Here is a 16353-nt window from a genome sequence, read left to right on the forward strand (position 1 = left end):
GAGAAAGGAAGAGGGGTTACTCGGGCAGCTTGATGCCGGAGAGCCGCTGGTAGAGCTCCACGGCGAAGCCATCCGTCATGGCGGACACGTAGTCCGTCACGCACAGCAGCCGCTGGTAGGGGGTGAGCCGCTCGATGGCCTCGTCGCGGTTCTCCAGGTAGGGCCCCGGGCGCTGGAAGAACTCGATGGGGAGCAGCTGCCGCAGCTTCTTCTCCTGGAGGTCCGGCGAGTCCGCCAGCACCGCGGGCGCGAACATGTCCAGCAGGCCCCCGAGCGTCTTGAAGCCCGCCGCCTCGATTTGCAGCACCCGCTCGCTCTCGTAGCCCTTCTTGCGGGTGATGCCGGTGATGGCCTTCAGCCGGGCGTCCACCTCCGGCCGGGCCGACACCAGGGGCTGCTCGAAGCGCCCCACCTCCATGGCCTCCACGTGCTCCTCGAAGGCCGCCACGCACTCCTGGATGAGGGCGGAGATGGCGCCCGCTCGCGCCACGCCCATGCGCGACTCCCAGTCCACCTTGTCCTTGAGGGCCCGGAAGTGGCCGCCGAGCTCCGCCACGCTCTCCAGCAGCGAGCACGCCTCCTCCATGGAGATGAGGCCCAGCTTCGCCGAGTCCTCCAGGTCGATGAGCGCGTAGCAGATGTCATCCGCCGCCTCGACGAGGAAGGCCAGCGGGTGGCGGCTGAACACGTCCGGCTCGCGCTCGGTGAGCCCCAGCGTGCGGAACACCTCGCGCGCCAGTTGCGCGTCCTCCTGGAAGAACCCGAACTTCTTCTCCGAGACGCGGGCCTTGTCCTTCGGGCGCCGCCCCGGCAGCACCGAGGGCCTCGGGTACTTGCTCATGGCCCCCACCGTCGCCACGGTGTAGCGCAGCCCTCCGTCCCGGTTGCGCGCCTGCAGCCGCGTGAGGATGCGGAAGCCCTGCGCGTTGCCCTCGAAGCGCGTCACGTCCTGCTCCTCGCTCCAGGTGGCGAAGGGCCAGACCGGCTCCGTGCGCTCCCCGGGCTTGCCGGGCCGGTAGCGCTTCTCCACCCAGTGCTGGATGGCCGCTTCTCCCGAGTGCCCGAAGGGCGGGTTGCCGATGTCGTGCGCCAGGCACGCCGCGGCCACGATGGTGCCCAGGTGCGGCGGCTCCACCTTCACGTCCCGCTGCTTCAAGGCCCGCCCCGCCAACTGCCCCAGCGAGCGCCCCACGCTCGAGGCCTCGATGCTGTGCGTCAGCCGCGTGCGCGTGTAGTCGCTCGAGGACAGCGGGAACACCTGCGTCTTGTCGTGCAGGCTCCGGAAGGCGCTGGAGAAGACGATGCGGTCGTAGTCGACGTCGTACGCCGTCCGCTCGTCCCGCAGGTCCTGCGACAGGGGCCGGTCCTTCTTGTCCCCCACGCGGTGCGGGGAGAGGAGCTGCTGCCACCGTTCGGTTCGTTGGGTGCTCACGGGTGCCTCGTGCTGGGCGGTGGGGGGTTCTTCGAGAGGACAGCATGCCCCATGGGTCCCACGTCACCCGGTGGTGTCACCGGCATGGGCTGAGCCCCTTTCATGACCCGGTGATTCGTGAATCGAGCACGGGTTTTTCAGCACCGGGGGTGGATTTCTCGCTGTATTGAATTTCGAGAAGACAGGTGCTTCCCTGTCGTCTCCCCCCCAGCCGAGGAGGCGTCGTATGAGGAAGCTGCTCCGGTCACTGTGTTTCGCCCTGTCCGTCATGGGCCTGATGGAGCCCGCCAGCGCGTGGGCCCAGACGAAGGTGCTGTTCGAGGCGATGCACGCGCAGACGGCGGGCAACGCGGACTGGGTGCTGGACGAGGACTCGTGCGGCACGGCCCAGCGCTACCCCACGCCGGCGCAGAGCGGCATCACCGCCACCACCCCGGAGACGTACTGGGGCGGCGCCTACTCGTCCTTCGGCGTGGCCCTGGTGAAGAAGGGCTTCTCGGTGGAGAGCCTGCCTGGCGGCGGCCGCATCACCTACGGCGACACCTCCAACGCGCAGGACCTCAAGAACTACAAGGTCCTCATCCTGCCCGAGCCCAACATCCGCTACACCACCGCGGAGCGCACGGCCATCCAGGCCTTCGTGAAGAACGGGGGCGGCGTGTTCCTCATCTCGGACCACGGGAACTCGGACCGCAACAACGATGGCTGGGACTCGCCGGAGATCCTCAACGAGCTGATGACGGGCGTCTCCTGGGGCCTGCGCTTCCAGGTGATGGGCGAATCGGACAACTGGTTCAACGACAACCCGGACTCGAGGTACACCACGGACACCACGTCGCCCATCGTCCACGCGGGAGCCTATGGCAAGGCCACGGTGGGCAAGGGCCTGGGCCTCTTCGGCTCCACGTCCATCACCCTCAACCCCTCGGCCAACCCCAACGCCAAGGGGCACGTGTGGATGACCACCGGCACCGCGGGCTCCAATTCGCGGGTGACGTTCGCCACCTCCACCGATGGCACGGGGCGCATCGCGGCCATCGGTGACTCCTCGCCTTCCGAGGACGCCACCAACGGCTGCGGCCACACCACCCACAACGGCTGGAACGAGTCGCTGTACGACAACGCGCTCATCCACCTGAACGCCGTGGCGTGGCTGGCGGGCGCGGGTGGCGGCGGCGGAACCTCGGACACCACTCCGCCCACCGCTCCGAGCGGCCTGAGCGCCTCGGCGGTCTCCTCCAGCCAGGTGAACCTGAGCTGGACGGCCTCCACCGACAACGTGGGCGTGGCCAGCTACAACGTCTACCGCAGCACCGACAACGCCAGCTTCTCGGCCGTGGCGAGCGTCTCCGGCACCAGCCACTCGGACACCGGCCGTACCGCGAGCACCACCTATTACTACCGTGTGTCGGCCGACGACGCGGCCAACAACGAATCCGCCGTGAGCAATACCGCCTCGGCCACCACTCCGGCGACCACCAGCGCCGCCCGGGTCATCCTCAATGAGCTCCTCGTCAACGAGCCCGGCTCCGATGTCACCAAGGAGTTCGTCGAGCTGGTGAACGTGGGTGGCACCTCCATCGATATCGGAGGCTGGAGCATCTGGGACTCCACGGCGAAGCGGCACACGTTCGCCACGGGGACGGTGCTGGGGGCGGGCAAGGCCATCGTGGTGTTCGGGTCCACGAGCGGCATTCCGGCGGGGACGCCCAACGCGGTGGGGGCCTCCACCGGCACACTGGGCCTGGGGAATAGCGGGGACACCGTCACGGTGAAGAACGCGGGCAGCGCCAACGTGGACTCGTTGGTGGTGTCGAGCACGCTGGCGGGTACTGACGGCGTCTCGGCCAATCGGAGCCCGGATGCCAGCGCGACGGGGAGCTTCGTGCTGCACACGTCTGTGTCGACGGCGGGCTCGTCACCGGGGACGCGCGCCAACGGCTCCGCGTTCTGAGCACCATCCCCTGGCACCATCCCCTCTCCCGGAGGGCGAGGGGAAGTGGCCGCGCTTGTTCCCAGGGGCTTTGCCAGGGGGCTCCCCAGGGGCCTCCTGACGGACATGCTCAGCCCGGCTCCCGGTACGCCCAGCGCAGGATGGCGACGGGCAGGGCGAGCAGGCAGGTGGCGGCGAACACGGCCCCGGCCCAGCGAGGCTCATAGGCGTCCACGCAAGCGCCCGCGAGCGCGATGACGGAGAAGGCCGCCATCGTCCGATCCAGCACGAGCGCCGTGACGCCGAAGATGGCCGCGAGCAGCAGTTGGTCCACCGCGAGGATGTGGAGGGGCGGGATGCCGAACCGCAACCCGAGCAACCGGTGCGCGAGCAGCGTGGGGCCGATGACCAGGAAGAGCTGGGCGAACTGTCTGCCATTCACGAGCCGGGTGATCTGCTCGCGGAGCACCACGCGGACGATGTTCGAGACGGCGATCATCACGATGGGGAGGACGAGGAGATCCGCGTGGCTCGGATGGAAGCGTCTGTCGACACGCAGGATGACGGCGGTGCCGACGCCCAGGATGACCAGGAGGCCGACGCCGGTGATGCGCAGCCGGTCCCTCCGCGCCGTTTCTGGATCCATCGAGGGAAGCCGTGCGAGGTGCTCCTCGAGCGCGGTGATGAGCGAGGCCATGGAGGGAAATCGCTCGGACGGCTCGCGCGAGAGTCCTCGGCGGAGGAGGGGCACGAGCCACTCGGGCGTGCCCGGGAGCGCGGGGGGAGCCCGGAGCTGGCCGGCGAGCACGCTCCGGGACAGCGAGTCGAGGTCCTCCCCGGCGAAGGGCGGCTCCCCATACACCGCGGTGTACAGCGTGACGCAGAACGCGAACTGATCGCTCGCCGGGGTGGCGCGCTCGCCCAGGAATTGCTCCGGCGCCATGTACGTGGGCGTGCCCATCAGCGCGCTCCGGTGGGTCAACTGGCGGGCGAACGCACTCGGAACCGTGCCGGGCGGCGGCTCCTCGGGGCGGGGGGCGAGCGCGGCGATACCGAAGTCGACGACCCGTGCGCGACCATCCCTGCCGACGAGCACGTTGTCGGGCTTGAAGTCGCGGTGCACCAGTCCAGCCTCGTGCGCGGCGGCGAGCCCCTTGCCGGCCTGTACCAGAGTGGCCAGCACCTGCGGGACGGTGCGCTTGCCGGCGGCGAGCCACTCGCGCAGGGATTGGCCCTCCACGAGCTCCATGGCGACGAAGACGCGGCCCTCGTGCTCGGACACCTCGTGGACGGCGACGACGTTGGGGTGCGAGAGCCGCGCCAAGGCCTGGGCCTCGCGCAGGAGCCACTCCCGCGCGTCCGTGTCCCGGTGGAGCAGCTTGAGCGCCACGCGCCGGTCCAGCAGTGCGTCGTGGCCCATGTAGACGGCGCCCATGCCGCCCTCGCCCAGCTTGCGCATGACGGCGAAGCGCCCCAGCCGGTCGGGCAGCCCGGACGGTGGGCTCGCGGAGGGCTCCCGCGCACGCATCGCCTCGGCCACCAGGGTGGGGGGACTCGCGAGGAAGTCCGTTCCCGCCGCGCGGTCGTGGGCGAGCAGCTTCGCCACCGCTTCCCGCAACGCCGCATCGTCGACGCAGTCCTCGTCGAGCCGCCGTGCCGCGTCCTCCGGCGGCAGATCGGCCAGTGCGTCGAACAGCTCCTCGACCCTCCGTGCGTCCAGCGCCACGTCCTCACCCCGCCGGAGCCGAGAGCCGTTCGTGCAACCAGGCGCGGGCGAAGCGCCACTCGCGCTCGATGGTGCGGGTGGTGACGCCGAGCGCCTGGGCGATCTCCTCCTCGGACAGGCCGCCGAAGTAGCGCATGAGCACGACCCGGGCCTTGCGCGGGTGCTCGGCCTCGAGCTGCTTCAATGCCGCATCCACGGCGAGCACGTCCTCGGTGGGGAGCCCGTCCGCGGCGATCTCGAAGGCCGCCTCCAGCGCCTCGCCTGGCTGACCGCCGCCCCGCTTGTGCGCGGCCTTGCGGCGCACGTGGTCGATGATGAGCTCGCGCATGGCCTGGGCCGCGGCGCCGAAGAAGTGGGCGCGGCCGCTCCAGCCCGGCTCCTGGTTGCGCACGAGCTTCATCCAGGCGTCGTGCACGAGCGCGGTGGGCTGGAGCGTCTGTCCGGGCCTCAGGTGGGCCATCTGCGCCGCGGCCACCCGCCGCAGCTCGTCATAGACGATGGGGAGCAGCTCCTCGGCGGCCCGGGCCTCACCTCGGCTGGCGTCCTCCAGGAGTTGCGTCACGTCGCGTGCCATGAGCCGGGAATCTCGCAGAAGTCGGGGACGGCGGGTAGGTCTTGACCCGGGCCCCGGGCCTGGGGTGGGGCTCTGGGAAAAAAATGAACGGGGCCATGTCGGGTCTTTTCCGCCGCTTTCGGATGAAGGGACAGGAAGCGGGACGAACCCGCTCCGTACCCACATGAGGGGGACCCGATGACGACTTTCAATCCTGACAACTCCAAGCGCCGTTACCTGTCCATGAGCCTGCTGGCGGGAGGCCTGCTGCTCGGCGCCTGCGGACCTGCTTCCGTGGCCCAGACGCAGCAGCAGGAGGACGAGGTGGTGGACGAGGTGGGCATCCAGGCGATGGCGATGACGGCCAACTCCTGCGCGAACCTGATGGCGGCGGGGCAGCCGATGGGCCGCTACTACACGCTGTACGTGGGCGGGGACCTCCGCAAGCCCTTCGCTGCCTGGTGCGACACCGACGGTGACACCTGGCTGAACCTGCAGACCGGGCCTGGCCGCAACTTCTCGCAGTACCTGAGCGTGGAGGGGACATCGGTCACCACCACGTGGAGCAGGGTCCGGCTGGATCCGGTGGCCATGACGCTGGACATGAATGACATCCAGTTCGCCACGAACACCGGGGGCATCCCGAGCTGGAACAAGTACTACGCGGCCTATGGCGAGGCGGGAGACTGCGACACGTTGAGCTCCTCGATGGGCAAGTCCAACGTGGACCTGAGCGGGCTGCCCTTCGCCGTGACGGCGACGTGGGCGACGACCGGCTACCAGGCGACCGGTGGGTCCACGATTTCCGCCAATGGCCAGGTCGTCAATGCGACGGGCGGCGGTCGCTGTGGCGTCACCGCTGTCAGCGGCGCCCTGACGGTGCGCTACACGGGCTACTCCGCCTGCTTGGATGTGATCAAGGGGGGCGGTACGCCGAACCAGGACTACACGCTGTACTTCGGCCTGAACCCGGCGAAGCCCTTCACGGCGTACTGCCACGGCAGCGGCGGCACCTACCTGACCTTGTCGAACGCGGCTGGCAGCAACTTCTCGCAGTACCTGAAGGTGGAGGGGGCCTCGGTCACCACCACGTGGAGCAAGGTCCGCTTGGATACGGTGGCCGAGAAGGTGGACATCTACGACGCCCGCTTCGCCACGTCCGTCGGAGCCATCCCGGCGTGGAACAAGTACTACGCGTCCTTTGGCGAGGCGGGAGACTGCGTCGGGTGGGGCTCCTCGACGGGCCGGGCCAACGTGGACCTGCGCGGGACGCCGTTCGCCGTGACGGCGACGTGGGCGACGACCGGCTACGAGGCGAAGGGGGGGTACACGCGCTCCTCCAATGACCAGGTCGTCAATGTGACGGGCGGCGGCTCCTGCGGTGTCACCGCTGTCGTCGGCGACATGATGGCGGTGCGCTACCCGTAACGAGCAGCGCTCCGGGTAGGACGGGCGGTGGGAGCCAGCTCCCACCGTCAACGCAGTGCGGGGTAGTCGATGAAGCCCTTCTCCTCGCCGGTGAAGAAGGTGGCGGCGTCTGGCGCGTTGAGCCCGGCCCCACTCCGGTAGCGCTCCACCAGGTCCGGATTGGCGAGGAAGGGCACGCCGTAGGAGACGAGATCCGCCTCACCCCGGGAGAGCGCCGCCTCTCCCGTTTGCGCGTCGTAGCCGCCGTTGACCATGAGCGCGCCCGGGAAGGCCTCGCGCAGCAGCGGGGTGATGCGCCGCTCCGGGCCCGGGACGTCCTTGCCGGACACGGCCTCGGTCACATGCAGGTAGCCGAGCCCCAACCGGCCCAGCTCGCGGGCCATATGGGTGAACGTCTCGGCCGGGGTGGAGTCCGTCATGCCCGCGTAGGGGAAGGGCTGCGGCGAGAGCCGGTAACCCACGCGCTCGGCGCCCCAGACGCCCACCACCGCCCGAGCCACCTCCAAGGGGAAGCGCGCCCGGTTCTCGATGCTGCCGCCGTACGCGTCCGTGCGCTGGTTGGAGCCATCCCGCAGGAACTGGTCCAGCAGGTAGCCGTTGCTGCCGTGCAGCTCGACGCCGTCGAAGCCCGCCGCCCTGGCGTTCTCGGCCGCGAGGCGGAACTGCTCGACGATGCCGGGCAGCTCGTGGGTCTCCAGGGCCCGCGGCGTCACCATGGGCGTCCGGCCCTTGAAGGTGAAGACCTGGCCGCCCTCCACGGGAATCGCCGAGGGCGCCACGGGCAACTGGCCATCATGGAAGTCCGGGTGCGACACGCGCCCCACGTGCCACAGCTGGGCGAAGATGACGCCGCCCGCCGCGTGGACGGCGTCCGTCACCGTCTTCCAGCCCGCCACCTGGGGGGACGAGTGGATGCCGGGCGTGCGGATGTACCCCACGCCCTGGGTGCTGACCTGGGTGGCCTCGGTGATGAGGAGCCCCGCGGAGGCGCGCTGCACGTAATAGGTCACCGCCAGCGGGTTGGGCACGTTGCCGTCGACCAGGGCCCGGCTGCGCGTCATGGGCGCCATCACCATGCGGTTCTTCAGGTCGAGGCGGCCCAGGCGGAAGGGAGAGAAGAGGTGTGCGTTTGCCATGGCCAGAAAATGCCGGGGTCGCTATGGACGTGCCATGACCTCTAGTCCGAAAGAATTGACCGATCGTCCAGCGCCTGGGGACGAGCGGGTAACCGACGTCCTCGCGGAGGTCTTGGACTCGATGCGCCTGACGACGCTCGTGTACGGCCGCCTGGAGCTGTTCGCGCCCTGGGGCGTCCAGTTCCCCGAGCTGCCGGGCGCGCACATCATCGTCGTGGCGCGGGGAAGCGCCCGCCTGGAGGTGCAGGGGGTCGAGGGGGCCATCGCCCTGTCGGCGGGGGACCTGGCGCTGCTGCCGCACGGGGGAGAGCACGCGATCCGGGACGCGGAGGGAAGCCCGCTCCACATCCTCGGGAAGGACTCCTGTACGCGGGGGCATGGGGGACCTGGGACGCACCGGCTCGGCGGCGACGGGGCCCGGACGGTGCTGGTGGTGGGGTCCTTCCGGCTCGGCGCCGCGTCCCGCATCCCGCTGTTCGAGGGGCTTCCACGCGTCATCCACATCACCGCGGACCACGCCGAGGCGTCCCCCTCGCTGCCGGCGCTGGTGCAGCTGCTCATCACGGAGAGCGCCTCGTCCAGCCCGGGGGCCACGGTCGTCATGAGCCGGCTCGCGGACATCCTGCTGGTGCAGGCCCTGCGGACGCACATCGCGGCGGGGCAGTGCCAGGAGCGGGGGTTGTGCGCGCTCGCGGATCCACAGATTCGCAAGGCGCTCTCGCTCATCCACGAGCGGCACGCGGAGCCGTGGACGGTGGAGAGCCTCGCGACGGCGGTGGCCCTGTCGCGCTCCAGCTTCGCCGCGCGCTTCAGCGAGATGGTGGGAGAGCCGCCGTTGGAGTACCTCGCGCGGTGGCGGATGACGAAGGCCGCCCAGTTCCTGCGCGAGAGCGAGTTGCCGCTGCTCGAGGTGGCCGAGTCCATCGGCTACCAGAGCGAGGCCTCCTTCAACCGGGCCTTCAAGCGCTGGGGCGGGGTGGCACCTGGTGCGTACCGGCGCGAGCACCGCCGGGCTCCGCCAACGGGATGACAATCCGCCAATATATTGGCAAGGCCGCTGACATATGAGCGGGAAGCCGGTAGAGCCGGGACATGGCTCAGGGTACTCCAGAGGGCGTGAGCGCTCCCGACTTCCGGGAGGTGTTGTGCCGGTGGGCGAGTGGTGTGTCGGTCGTCTCGGTCCGTGATGCGCACGGCCTCGCGGCGACGACGGTGAGCGCCTTCAGCTCGCTTTCCCTGGAGCCACCGCTCGTGTTAGTGGCCCTCTCGGAGAGTTCGAGGACCCTGAAGCGGGTCCAGGACTCCGGACGCTTCACCGTGAGTATTCTCTCCTCCGCCCAGCGAGACATCTCGGTGCGGTGCGCGAAGGGCGAGGCCGGGGACGCCGCGTTCGACGAGGACGCCTTCGTCCGAGACTGTCTGGCGGGCCTCTCCTGCACACTCCTCGACACGCCCCGTTATGGAGACCACTTCCTGCTCATCGGGCGGGTGGTGGGAATCCGACGCGGAGAGGAGGGGGAACCTCTTCTGTACTGGAACCGCGCGTATCGAACCATTACGTAGGCACATCTCATCACCACCCTCACCCGAAAGGACGACCCCATGCCGTTCTCCCTGCCCGAACTGCCCTACAAGAAGGACGCCCTCGCTCCCCACATCAGCGCGGAGACGCTGGAGTACCACCACGACAAGCACCACGCCGCGTACGTGAACAACCTGAACAAGCTGCTGGATGGCAAGCCCGAGCTGAACCAGTCGCTCGAGCAGGTCATCCTCAACAGTGACGGAGGCGTCTTCAACAACGCCGCCCAGGTGTGGAACCACACGTTCTACTGGCACTGCATGAAGCCGAACGGTGGCGGGAAGCCGACGGGGGAGCTCGCGGATGCCATCACCCGCGACTTCGGCTCGTTCGAGCGCTTCTCCGAGGAGTTCTCCAACGCCGCCGCGACGCAGTTCGGCTCCGGCTGGGCCTGGCTCGTGCTCGAGGGTGGCAAGCTCAAGGTGACCAAGACGGGCAACGCGGACCTGCCGATGAAGCACGGCCAGAAGGCCCTGCTGACCATCGACGTGTGGGAGCACGCGTATTACATCGACTTCCGCAACGCGCGTCCCAAGTACATCAGCACGTTCCTCGAGAAGCTCGTGAACTGGGACTTCGCGCTCCAGAACCTCAAGGGCGGCTGAGCCGGTTCACCGCATGGCGGGCGGCCCTGCCCGCCATGTCCCGGCTCCGAGCCACCGGTGCTCACTCAGTAGTTCCAGGCCCTGAAGTAGCGGGGAGAGCCGCAGCCGCTCGACCCGAAGATGTAGCCAACGCCCTCGAGCCCCGGCGTGAAGGTCGGGTAGGCGCCCGCGCTCGTCTCGATACTCACACAGCAGGTCGCTGTGAACGGGTCGCTCATTTGAGAGGTCTGGTCCGGTGGAATACCGTCGACCCAGCCGGTCGCTTGCACGTAGAGCTGCTTCGTGTAGGGCCCGAAGGGGCCGAACTCCGTCCACCCGGCCCGAGTGGTGACGCCACCCCCGGCCATGTGATACGAGAATTCGACCTCGAAGCCGTAGTAGCCCCCGCAGAACGCGCCCGAGGGCGTGCCTTCGCTGCCGCCCAGGGCCAGGCGAAGCGGCTCCTCCATCCGGGCCTCCTCCAGGTGGGTCTCCAGGAACTGGATGCGCTTGTCGCTCTCGCGCAGGTACCCGGCGAGCGCGCCAGACGTGCCGCCCATCCCGCTCACCTGCTGGAGCAGGGCCCGCTGTACCCGAAGCCGCTGAAGCTCGGACTCGAGCGCCTGGACGCCGATGCCCATCTGCTCGTGGCCTCCGTCCGCGCGCTCCCGCGGCATTGAAACCTCGGACGAAGAGCTCGCCGAGGCGCTGGTCCGTTTCAGGGGAAAGCGGCGGCTGTTCACGCCCGCGCAGGTGGAGCGCTGGATGGTCGAGCATGGCACCACGCAGGCGGAGCTCGAGAGGCACCTGCGAGACGAGCAGGGCCGCGAGAAGTTGAAGGAGCAGGTGGTCGCCGGACAGGAGGCGGCGTACTTCGAGGACCACCGCTCCGGCTTCGATCGGGTCCGGGCCGCCCGGCTGTATGTGCCCGAGCGGGACGAGGCGTTGCGGTTGTACGGCAAGCTCCGGGGAAATCCGAGCCAGCTGCTGGCCGTGGCCCAGGCGCGCTTCGTGGAGACAGGAGACGAGGAAACCCTCTTCACCACGTTGGAGCGGAGGGAACTGGACGCGGAGCAGGCGGCGCTGGTGTTCGGCACGAAGCCGGGCGAGCTGACCGGGCCCGTCCCCAGCGGAGAGGGCTACGAGTTGCTGTGGGTCATGCAAGTGCTGCCAGGGCGGTTCGACGAGACGACGCGCCAGCGGATCTCGAGCCTGCTGTTCGACGCCTGGCTCGAGGAGAAGCGGCGGAGCGCTCGGGTGGAGTGGTTCTGGGGCGCCGACGAGGCCGCTCCCCTTCCCGCCATGTCCCTGTAGCGCTCTGGCGCCGATTCACCGTGCCGCAGGCGCCCTGCCCACCGTGTCCCGGCGCTGAGCCACGGAAGCGCACCCAGCCGCCTGGCACCCGGGCCGCGCGAGGCGCTGCTCTACGCTCGTGCTCCGGTTTGTACCAATCAAATGACATGCTCCGCCCTCATGCCGACCACGAGCAGGAGAGGGCGCGGGCCGCCACCGAGCCATGAGCGCACGAGCCGAGGCCCTCAAGGGCTGCGCCCGTGGATTGTGACGCTGTTACTGGCCTTGGCCGCATGCGCAACGGACGATGGACTGCGGTGGGAGCTGGAGCCCGCCAGAGCGGTGGCGGAGGAGTCCTGCGAGTCGGTGGCCGGGCTCTCGCGGGTGGTGCTTGAGGCGGAAGGCCGACAGGTGGTGCTCCCCACCCTGCCCCGGCGCGAGCCCGTGCCTTTCTCCCAGTCCGAGTTCGAGCACGCCATGCGGTTGCTGGTGGCGCAACTCCCCGGTCCGCCCCAGCCTCTCTTCCACCGGCCGGGCAAGACTCCGAGGCTCTCCGCGGCCTGGCGAGGCTCCCAGCAGTTCGCCTGGTCGAGTCCGTGCTCCCAGCACGAGGCCCCTTTTCGCTGCGTGACTCTCCGAGAGCCTGAACTGCACCTGGGCGAGGAGGAGCGGGCGGACATGGCGCTCATGTTCGCGTTCGAGAGCCTCTGGCCCGGCGTTCAGTCAGTAGTAGAGGCCTCGGTAGACCCGGAGCAATTGAAGATTGCTGTCTACACCTCGCTCTCCACCTACCTCGGCTTGCTGCTACTGCCCGAGCCGACCTCCAAGCTGATCGCGCTGGGGATGACGGTGACGCTGATCGCGTACCTGGGCGCGAACACGCTTTTCAACGTGGTAGAGGGCTACCGGCAGTTGCAGGCGGCGGTCCGGAGCGCTCGCTCCCTGCTGGAGTTGAGGAGCATCGGAGAGCGCTACGGCCGAGTGCTGGGCGAGCAGGTGGGGCGGGTGCTGGTGCTGGTGGCGACGGCGGCACTGGGGTGGACGGCGCACGGGATGATGAGGGGCCCGGGGCTGCCGGGCTTTGGCCGGGCAGCGCACCTGCTCAAGGCGGAGATGGGGCTGGACCTGTTGGCGGTTGCCCGCCAGGTACAAGCAGTGGTGGTGGCCCGGCCTGCGGTGACGGTGACCCTGACGCCGACGGCCGCGTACATGGCGCAACAGGGCATGAGCGGCAGCCAGGGCGTGCACGCCTCGGCCTCTGTCTCCTCCGAAGGCCCGGCCCCGAAGCGCCACCGTATCGAGCAGGTGGAGGAGTGGCGCGAGCCCAGGCTCACCCCGGACGGCCGAGTGCTGCCCTACAAGGGGACAAGGCAGCCGCCTCAACCCATTGCCATTCTCGGACGCAACCGTGCGGGCAAAACGGTGACGAACGGGAAGGAGACCGTCCGCTTCGGCAAGCACGGCTTCGCCGAGTTCGAGACGAAGTTCGAGACGCTCATTGATGACGTCCACATCGGGAGCAGCAGCCACAGGATGCATTTCAAGGCGGCCAACCAGCGACTGCATGAGGCGGTCAGGGCTGATCCTCGTCTGGCGAGAGAGCTGAATCTCTCTCCAGGAGAGATTGAAGCGTTGCCGACGAGCACGGCTGCTCCAAGTGGTTATACATGGCATCACCATCAGGACGTATGCAGAATGCAACTCATTACGGATGGCGCACACCAACTCGCGAGACCGCACACCGGAGGGATGTCCATCTGGGGAGGCGGATACCAGTAGATTTTCAGAGGGAGGAGTTCAAATGAGCATTCACTGGAGACCGCACGTCCTGAAAGCGCCAGGTTCCGTCAGTCCACATGAATTGGAGCGGCTCGAGTCTGCATGGGGCGTCAGACTTCCCGATGACTACAAGCGGGTTGTATCCATGTATCAGGGGATGACCCCCGAGCCCAATGGGTTCAGGGTTGGGAGAGGCGACAATGCATTGGGGGTGCTCCTGACAGTCTCCGAACATGAGGGGAGGGAGAGCTACTCCCTCTTCAATTCATACGAAGTCATTCGCCCCCATGTCCCATCGGGCATCTTCCCCTTCGCCAGGACCCCTGGTGGAGAGGACCTGTGTTTCGACTACCGAGGCTCGCCCGAACAGCCTCGTATCGTCCTCGTCTCCGTCGAGGGCTCCGTCCACTCCGTCGCCAACAGCTTCCAGGAACTCATGGACGCGTTGTACGACGACTGAAGCCAGCCCATGGACCCGCTCTGCTCCTGGCGGAGATGGGGATGCCCGCTCCATGAGTGATTCGCGGCGCTCGGCCGCGGCGGACGCGGGCGGAGGGGGCGCGCTGACAGGGAGCCCGCGGCGCGGTGGAGAAGTGGCAGCCGGTCCTGACGCCTCCGCCCCAGGAACTGCTGGAGTCCATCCAGGCAGCCCCGCCCCGTCCTTGAGCGACGGAGCGGTGCCGCCTCTGAACCTCAGCCCGCCGGCTCCCGGCGTGGAAGCGCGAGGGCCGCGAAGGCCGAGACCGCCAGCGCTCCCCCGAAGACGGCCATGGCGGCGCGGTGCTGCTCGAGCGTCGCCGCCGCGCCTCCCTTGGCCAGCACCCCTCCGAGCACCGCGATGCCCGCCACGCCTCCGAGGTAGCGGAGGGTGGACATCGCCCCGAGCAGGGGCAGCACGACGTTGAAGTAGGGCGACGTCGTGCTCGCCACCAGCACGTCGCCCTTCTCGATGCGGCCGAGGTCGGTCTGCTCCTTCACGATGCGCGCGATGCCTTCGTAGATGCCCGGACTCACCGGCAGGCCGCGAACCGACGTCTCCGTCGACTGGGCCGGGGGCGAATCGAAGACGCCCTGCATGTAGAACATGATCGCGTTGTTCACGCGCAGCGCCGCCGGGGGAAGGAAGTCCATGGGAGGAGGGGGCGAGGGAGGCGCGCCCAGCCAGGCGGGTGCATCCGCGTGGGTCTTCGTCTTCCTCCACTGAGCGCGCCGCTGGAGCTCCTCGCTCGCCGGGTGGTGGGCGGCGCGCAGCAGGCCGAGCAGCTCGTCATGGCTCGCCTCGATGGCCAGCTCCGCGTCGGTGAGCCGCCCCAGCTCCTTCAGGCGAGCCCCCACGGCGAGCACCGCCCGGCGGGCCAGACCCAGGGCCCAGCCATCGCTGTAGGTATTGCGCTCGTCCCGGAGCCGGTAGACGAGCCGCGCCTCGGCGAACAGCTCATCGAACTCCCGCCGGTGCGCCTCTGGCACGGCCTCGCGCACCCGCTCCAGCAGCCCCGGGTCCGAGGCGTCTTCCGTCCGCGTGCGTCCCGTCACGGCGCCCCGGATGCCATTCACCATCGCTTCGGGAACCTCCAGGGCATATTGATCGGCGAGGTCGTAGCCCAGGCTGCGGTAGCCGACCCACTCCAGGTACGTCCGCATCTGCTCGCCCACGGCGCCGGGCAGGGCCACCAACTGCTCGAGGAGCTGCTTCGCGGGGGTGTTGGAGAACAGCAGCTCGCGTGCCGCCGCATCCGCGCGCAGGGCCTGGATTGGGGTCGAGGCTTCCGGGAGGGCTGGGCCATACTCACCGGCCATGAATCGCACGCCTCCGCGCTCGCCTCCCCATGTCGTCACCCTGGAGGAGATGGGTGCTGGGGGCCTGCCCTTGCGTGTCATTCGCATTCCAGGAGGGCAGGTGCCCGTGATTCCGCCCGGGCCACTCGTCTCGACCTTCTTCATGATCTTCGTGATGACGGCGGGAAGGGGGCGGGCCCGTCTCCTGGAGCCGCTCGAGGTCCATGGGGGGGACATCCACCTCGTCCCCCCGGGCATGGAGCACCAGCCCCTGGATATGGGCGACCTCGAGGGGTGGATCGTGGGGTTCGATCCGCTGCTGCTCCGCTCGCTCGGACCGGAGTGGTTGCCAGCACTGCATCGAGGCACTGGAAAGACGCAGCCCCCTCCGACGCGGAGCCTCTTCGTCCGGGGACTGCTCCGGCTGCGGCCCGGACAACCCCGGTGGCGTCGGGTCGTGCACCAGGTGGCCGCGCTGGACGCCGAGCTGCGAGAGGACCGGTGGGGCGTGGAGAACGCCGCGCACGCATGGTTCGTCTTGCTGGTCACGGAGCTCCTGCGCGAGCTGCAGGAGCGCGCGCCTCTCGCGCCGTCCATGAGTGGCGGGCTCGTGCACGAGGCGCTCGCCTTCATCGAGGCGCACTGCTTGCAACCCCTCTCGCTCCAGGACGTCGCGGCGGCGGTGGGGTGCACGCCCTCGCACCTGGCCAACGTCTTCCGCGAGGAGACGGGGCTGACGGTGGGGGACTGGCTGCGCGAGCACCGCATGGCCGAGGCCCGGCGGCGCCTGCGGGAAACGGGAGACAGTATCGAGAGTATCGCCAGCCAGGTGGGTTACACCGACGTCACCCATTTCATCCGCACCTTCCGGCGCGTCCACGGCGTGACGCCCAGGGCCTGGCGCGAGCAGCACCGCCGCTGACGAGGATGGGTTGAAGACGACCCCTGCCCCTCCGGAAGTGACTGAAACGCGGACAGGGGGCGCCAGCACTGAATCTCCCGTCATTTCGCGCTCTTGGTCACGGTGCTGTCATGACTCGATACAGAACGCACCGGGCCCGTGGGAGCTCCTCGCTCCACTCCGCACGCCCTGGGGATGGTAACTGCGTGGAGTGACGAGCCCTGGTGAAA

General features: G+C 69.0%; 15 protein-coding genes. 9 read left to right on the forward strand and 6 right to left on the reverse strand.

Features of this window, described 5'->3' with window-relative positions:
• Positions 1–16: 16 nt before the first annotated feature.
• On the reverse strand, positions 17–1432 hold the full coding sequence (gene dgt, locus Q664_RS45505; protein ID WP_043411803.1) for a dGTP triphosphohydrolase: 1416 nt from the start codon (positions 1430–1432) through the stop codon (positions 17–19).
• Positions 1433–1658: 226 nt separating this feature from the next.
• Between dgt and Q664_RS53630 the strand changes: the two genes are divergently transcribed.
• A complete protein-coding gene (locus Q664_RS53630) occupies positions 1659–3386 on the forward strand; it encodes a lamin tail domain-containing protein (protein ID WP_052519507.1) in 1728 nt (575 codons plus the stop codon).
• Positions 3387–3495: 109 nt separating this feature from the next.
• Here Q664_RS53630 and Q664_RS53635 read toward each other — a convergent pair whose 3' ends face one another.
• Together Q664_RS53635 and Q664_RS45520 are read right to left on the reverse strand one after the other, a co-directional pair.
• The gene (locus tag Q664_RS53635) at positions 3496–5091 is read right to left on the reverse strand and encodes a serine/threonine-protein kinase (RefSeq protein ID WP_052519508.1); all 1596 of its coding nucleotides are present in this window, start codon (positions 5089–5091) and stop codon (positions 3496–3498) included.
• Positions 5092–5095: 4 nt separating this feature from the next.
• Positions 5096–5665 carry a sigma-70 family RNA polymerase sigma factor gene (locus Q664_RS45520; RefSeq protein ID WP_043411806.1) on the reverse strand — a complete coding sequence of 190 codons (570 nt, stop codon included), beginning with the start codon at positions 5663–5665 and terminating at the stop codon, positions 5096–5098.
• Positions 5666–5842: 177 nt separating this feature from the next.
• Here Q664_RS45520 and Q664_RS53640 point away from each other — a divergent pair, with 177 nt between their 5' ends.
• The gene (locus Q664_RS53640; protein ID WP_052519509.1) at positions 5843–7072 is read left to right on the forward strand and encodes a GON domain-containing protein; all 1230 of its coding nucleotides are present in this window, start codon (positions 5843–5845) and stop codon (positions 7070–7072) included.
• Between the two features lie 47 nt (positions 7073–7119).
• Here Q664_RS53640 and Q664_RS45530 read toward each other — a convergent pair whose 3' ends face one another.
• Complete coding sequence (locus Q664_RS45530) at positions 7120–8208, reverse strand: alkene reductase (protein WP_043411809.1); 1089 nt, start codon at positions 8206–8208, stop codon at positions 7120–7122.
• A gap of 34 nt (positions 8209–8242) precedes the next feature.
• Between Q664_RS45530 and Q664_RS45535 the strand changes: the two genes are divergently transcribed.
• The 3 genes from Q664_RS45535 (at position 8243) to Q664_RS45545 (ending at position 10395) form a co-directional block, all read left to right on the forward strand.
• Complete coding sequence (locus Q664_RS45535) at positions 8243–9238, forward strand: AraC family transcriptional regulator (RefSeq protein WP_043411812.1); 996 nt, start codon at positions 8243–8245, stop codon at positions 9236–9238.
• Positions 9239–9300: 62 nt separating this feature from the next.
• Positions 9301–9771: a flavin reductase family protein gene (locus Q664_RS45540; RefSeq protein ID WP_043411815.1), complete on the forward strand. Its 471-nt coding sequence runs from the start codon at positions 9301–9303 to the stop codon at positions 9769–9771.
• A gap of 39 nt (positions 9772–9810) precedes the next feature.
• On the forward strand, positions 9811–10395 hold the full coding sequence (locus Q664_RS45545) for a superoxide dismutase (RefSeq protein ID WP_043411818.1): 585 nt from the start codon (positions 9811–9813) through the stop codon (positions 10393–10395).
• A gap of 65 nt (positions 10396–10460) precedes the next feature.
• On the opposite strand, the gene Q664_RS45550 is transcribed toward Q664_RS45545, so the two are convergent.
• Positions 10461–11015, reverse strand: coding sequence for a hypothetical protein (locus Q664_RS45550; protein WP_152622730.1), 555 nt, complete (start codon positions 11013–11015; stop codon positions 10461–10463).
• On the opposite strand from Q664_RS45550, the gene Q664_RS45555 reads away from it, so the two are divergent.
• The 3 genes from Q664_RS45555 to Q664_RS45565 all read left to right on the forward strand — a co-directional run bounded on the left by Q664_RS45555 (position 11008) and on the right by Q664_RS45565 (position 13906).
• The gene (locus Q664_RS45555) at positions 11008–11688 is read left to right on the forward strand and encodes a peptidyl-prolyl cis-trans isomerase (protein ID WP_152622731.1); all 681 of its coding nucleotides are present in this window, start codon (positions 11008–11010) and stop codon (positions 11686–11688) included. The two genes, Q664_RS45550 and Q664_RS45555, sit on opposite strands and share 8 nt — an antisense overlap.
• Before the next feature lie 264 nt (positions 11689–11952).
• Complete coding sequence (gene sitA5 / locus Q664_RS62465; protein ID WP_268811456.1) at positions 11953–13446, forward strand: SitA5 family polymorphic toxin; 1494 nt, start codon at positions 11953–11955, stop codon at positions 13444–13446.
• 22 nt (positions 13447–13468) lie between these two features.
• The gene (locus Q664_RS45565; RefSeq protein WP_160174643.1) at positions 13469–13906 is read left to right on the forward strand and encodes an SMI1/KNR4 family protein; all 438 of its coding nucleotides are present in this window, start codon (positions 13469–13471) and stop codon (positions 13904–13906) included.
• 233 nt (positions 13907–14139) lie between these two features.
• On the opposite strand, the gene Q664_RS45570 is transcribed toward Q664_RS45565, so the two are convergent.
• Positions 14140–15243, reverse strand: coding sequence for a hypothetical protein (locus Q664_RS45570; protein ID WP_043411829.1), 1104 nt, complete (start codon positions 15241–15243; stop codon positions 14140–14142).
• Here Q664_RS45570 and Q664_RS61825 point away from each other — a divergent pair.
• Complete coding sequence (locus Q664_RS61825) at positions 15242–16144, forward strand: AraC family transcriptional regulator (RefSeq protein WP_052519511.1); 903 nt, start codon at positions 15242–15244, stop codon at positions 16142–16144. The two genes, Q664_RS45570 and Q664_RS61825, sit on opposite strands and share 2 nt — an antisense overlap.
• Positions 16145–16353 lie beyond the last annotated feature (209 nt).

It is taken from the genome of Archangium violaceum Cb vi76 (assembly GCF_000733295.1).
Classification (GTDB): Bacteria; Myxococcota; Myxococcia; order Myxococcales; family Myxococcaceae; genus Archangium; species Archangium violaceum.

Excerpts from the sequence above, each read along its gene's own strand:
- Q664_RS45520 (WP_043411806.1), bottom strand. The coding sequence starts at position 5,665 with ATGGCACGCGACGTGACGCAACTCCTGGAGGACGCCAGCCGAGGTGAG.
- Q664_RS45540 (WP_043411815.1), top strand. The coding sequence starts at position 9,301 with ATGGCTCAGGGTACTCCAGAGGGCGTGAGCGCTCCCGACTTCCGGGAG.
- Q664_RS45570 (WP_043411829.1), bottom strand. The coding sequence starts at position 15,243 with ATGGCCGGTGAGTATGGCCCAGCCCTCCCGGAAGCCTCGACCCCAATC.
- Q664_RS45530 (WP_043411809.1), bottom strand. The coding sequence starts at position 8,208 with ATGGCAAACGCACACCTCTTCTCTCCCTTCCGCCTGGGCCGCCTCGAC.
- Q664_RS53640 (WP_052519509.1), top strand. The coding sequence starts at position 5,843 with ATGACGACTTTCAATCCTGACAACTCCAAGCGCCGTTACCTGTCCATG.
- Q664_RS45545 (WP_043411818.1), top strand. The coding sequence starts at position 9,811 with ATGCCGTTCTCCCTGCCCGAACTGCCCTACAAGAAGGACGCCCTCGCT.
- Q664_RS45550 (WP_152622730.1), bottom strand. The coding sequence starts at position 11,015 with ATGGGCATCGGCGTCCAGGCGCTCGAGTCCGAGCTTCAGCGGCTTCGG.
- Q664_RS53630 (WP_052519507.1), top strand. The coding sequence starts at position 1,659 with ATGAGGAAGCTGCTCCGGTCACTGTGTTTCGCCCTGTCCGTCATGGGC.
- Q664_RS61825 (WP_052519511.1), top strand. The coding sequence starts at position 15,242 with ATGAATCGCACGCCTCCGCGCTCGCCTCCCCATGTCGTCACCCTGGAG.
- Q664_RS45555 (WP_152622731.1), top strand. The coding sequence starts at position 11,008 with ATGCCCATCTGCTCGTGGCCTCCGTCCGCGCGCTCCCGCGGCATTGAA.
- Q664_RS45565 (WP_160174643.1), top strand. The coding sequence starts at position 13,469 with ATGAGCATTCACTGGAGACCGCACGTCCTGAAAGCGCCAGGTTCCGTC.
- Q664_RS45535 (WP_043411812.1), top strand. The coding sequence starts at position 8,243 with ATGACCTCTAGTCCGAAAGAATTGACCGATCGTCCAGCGCCTGGGGAC.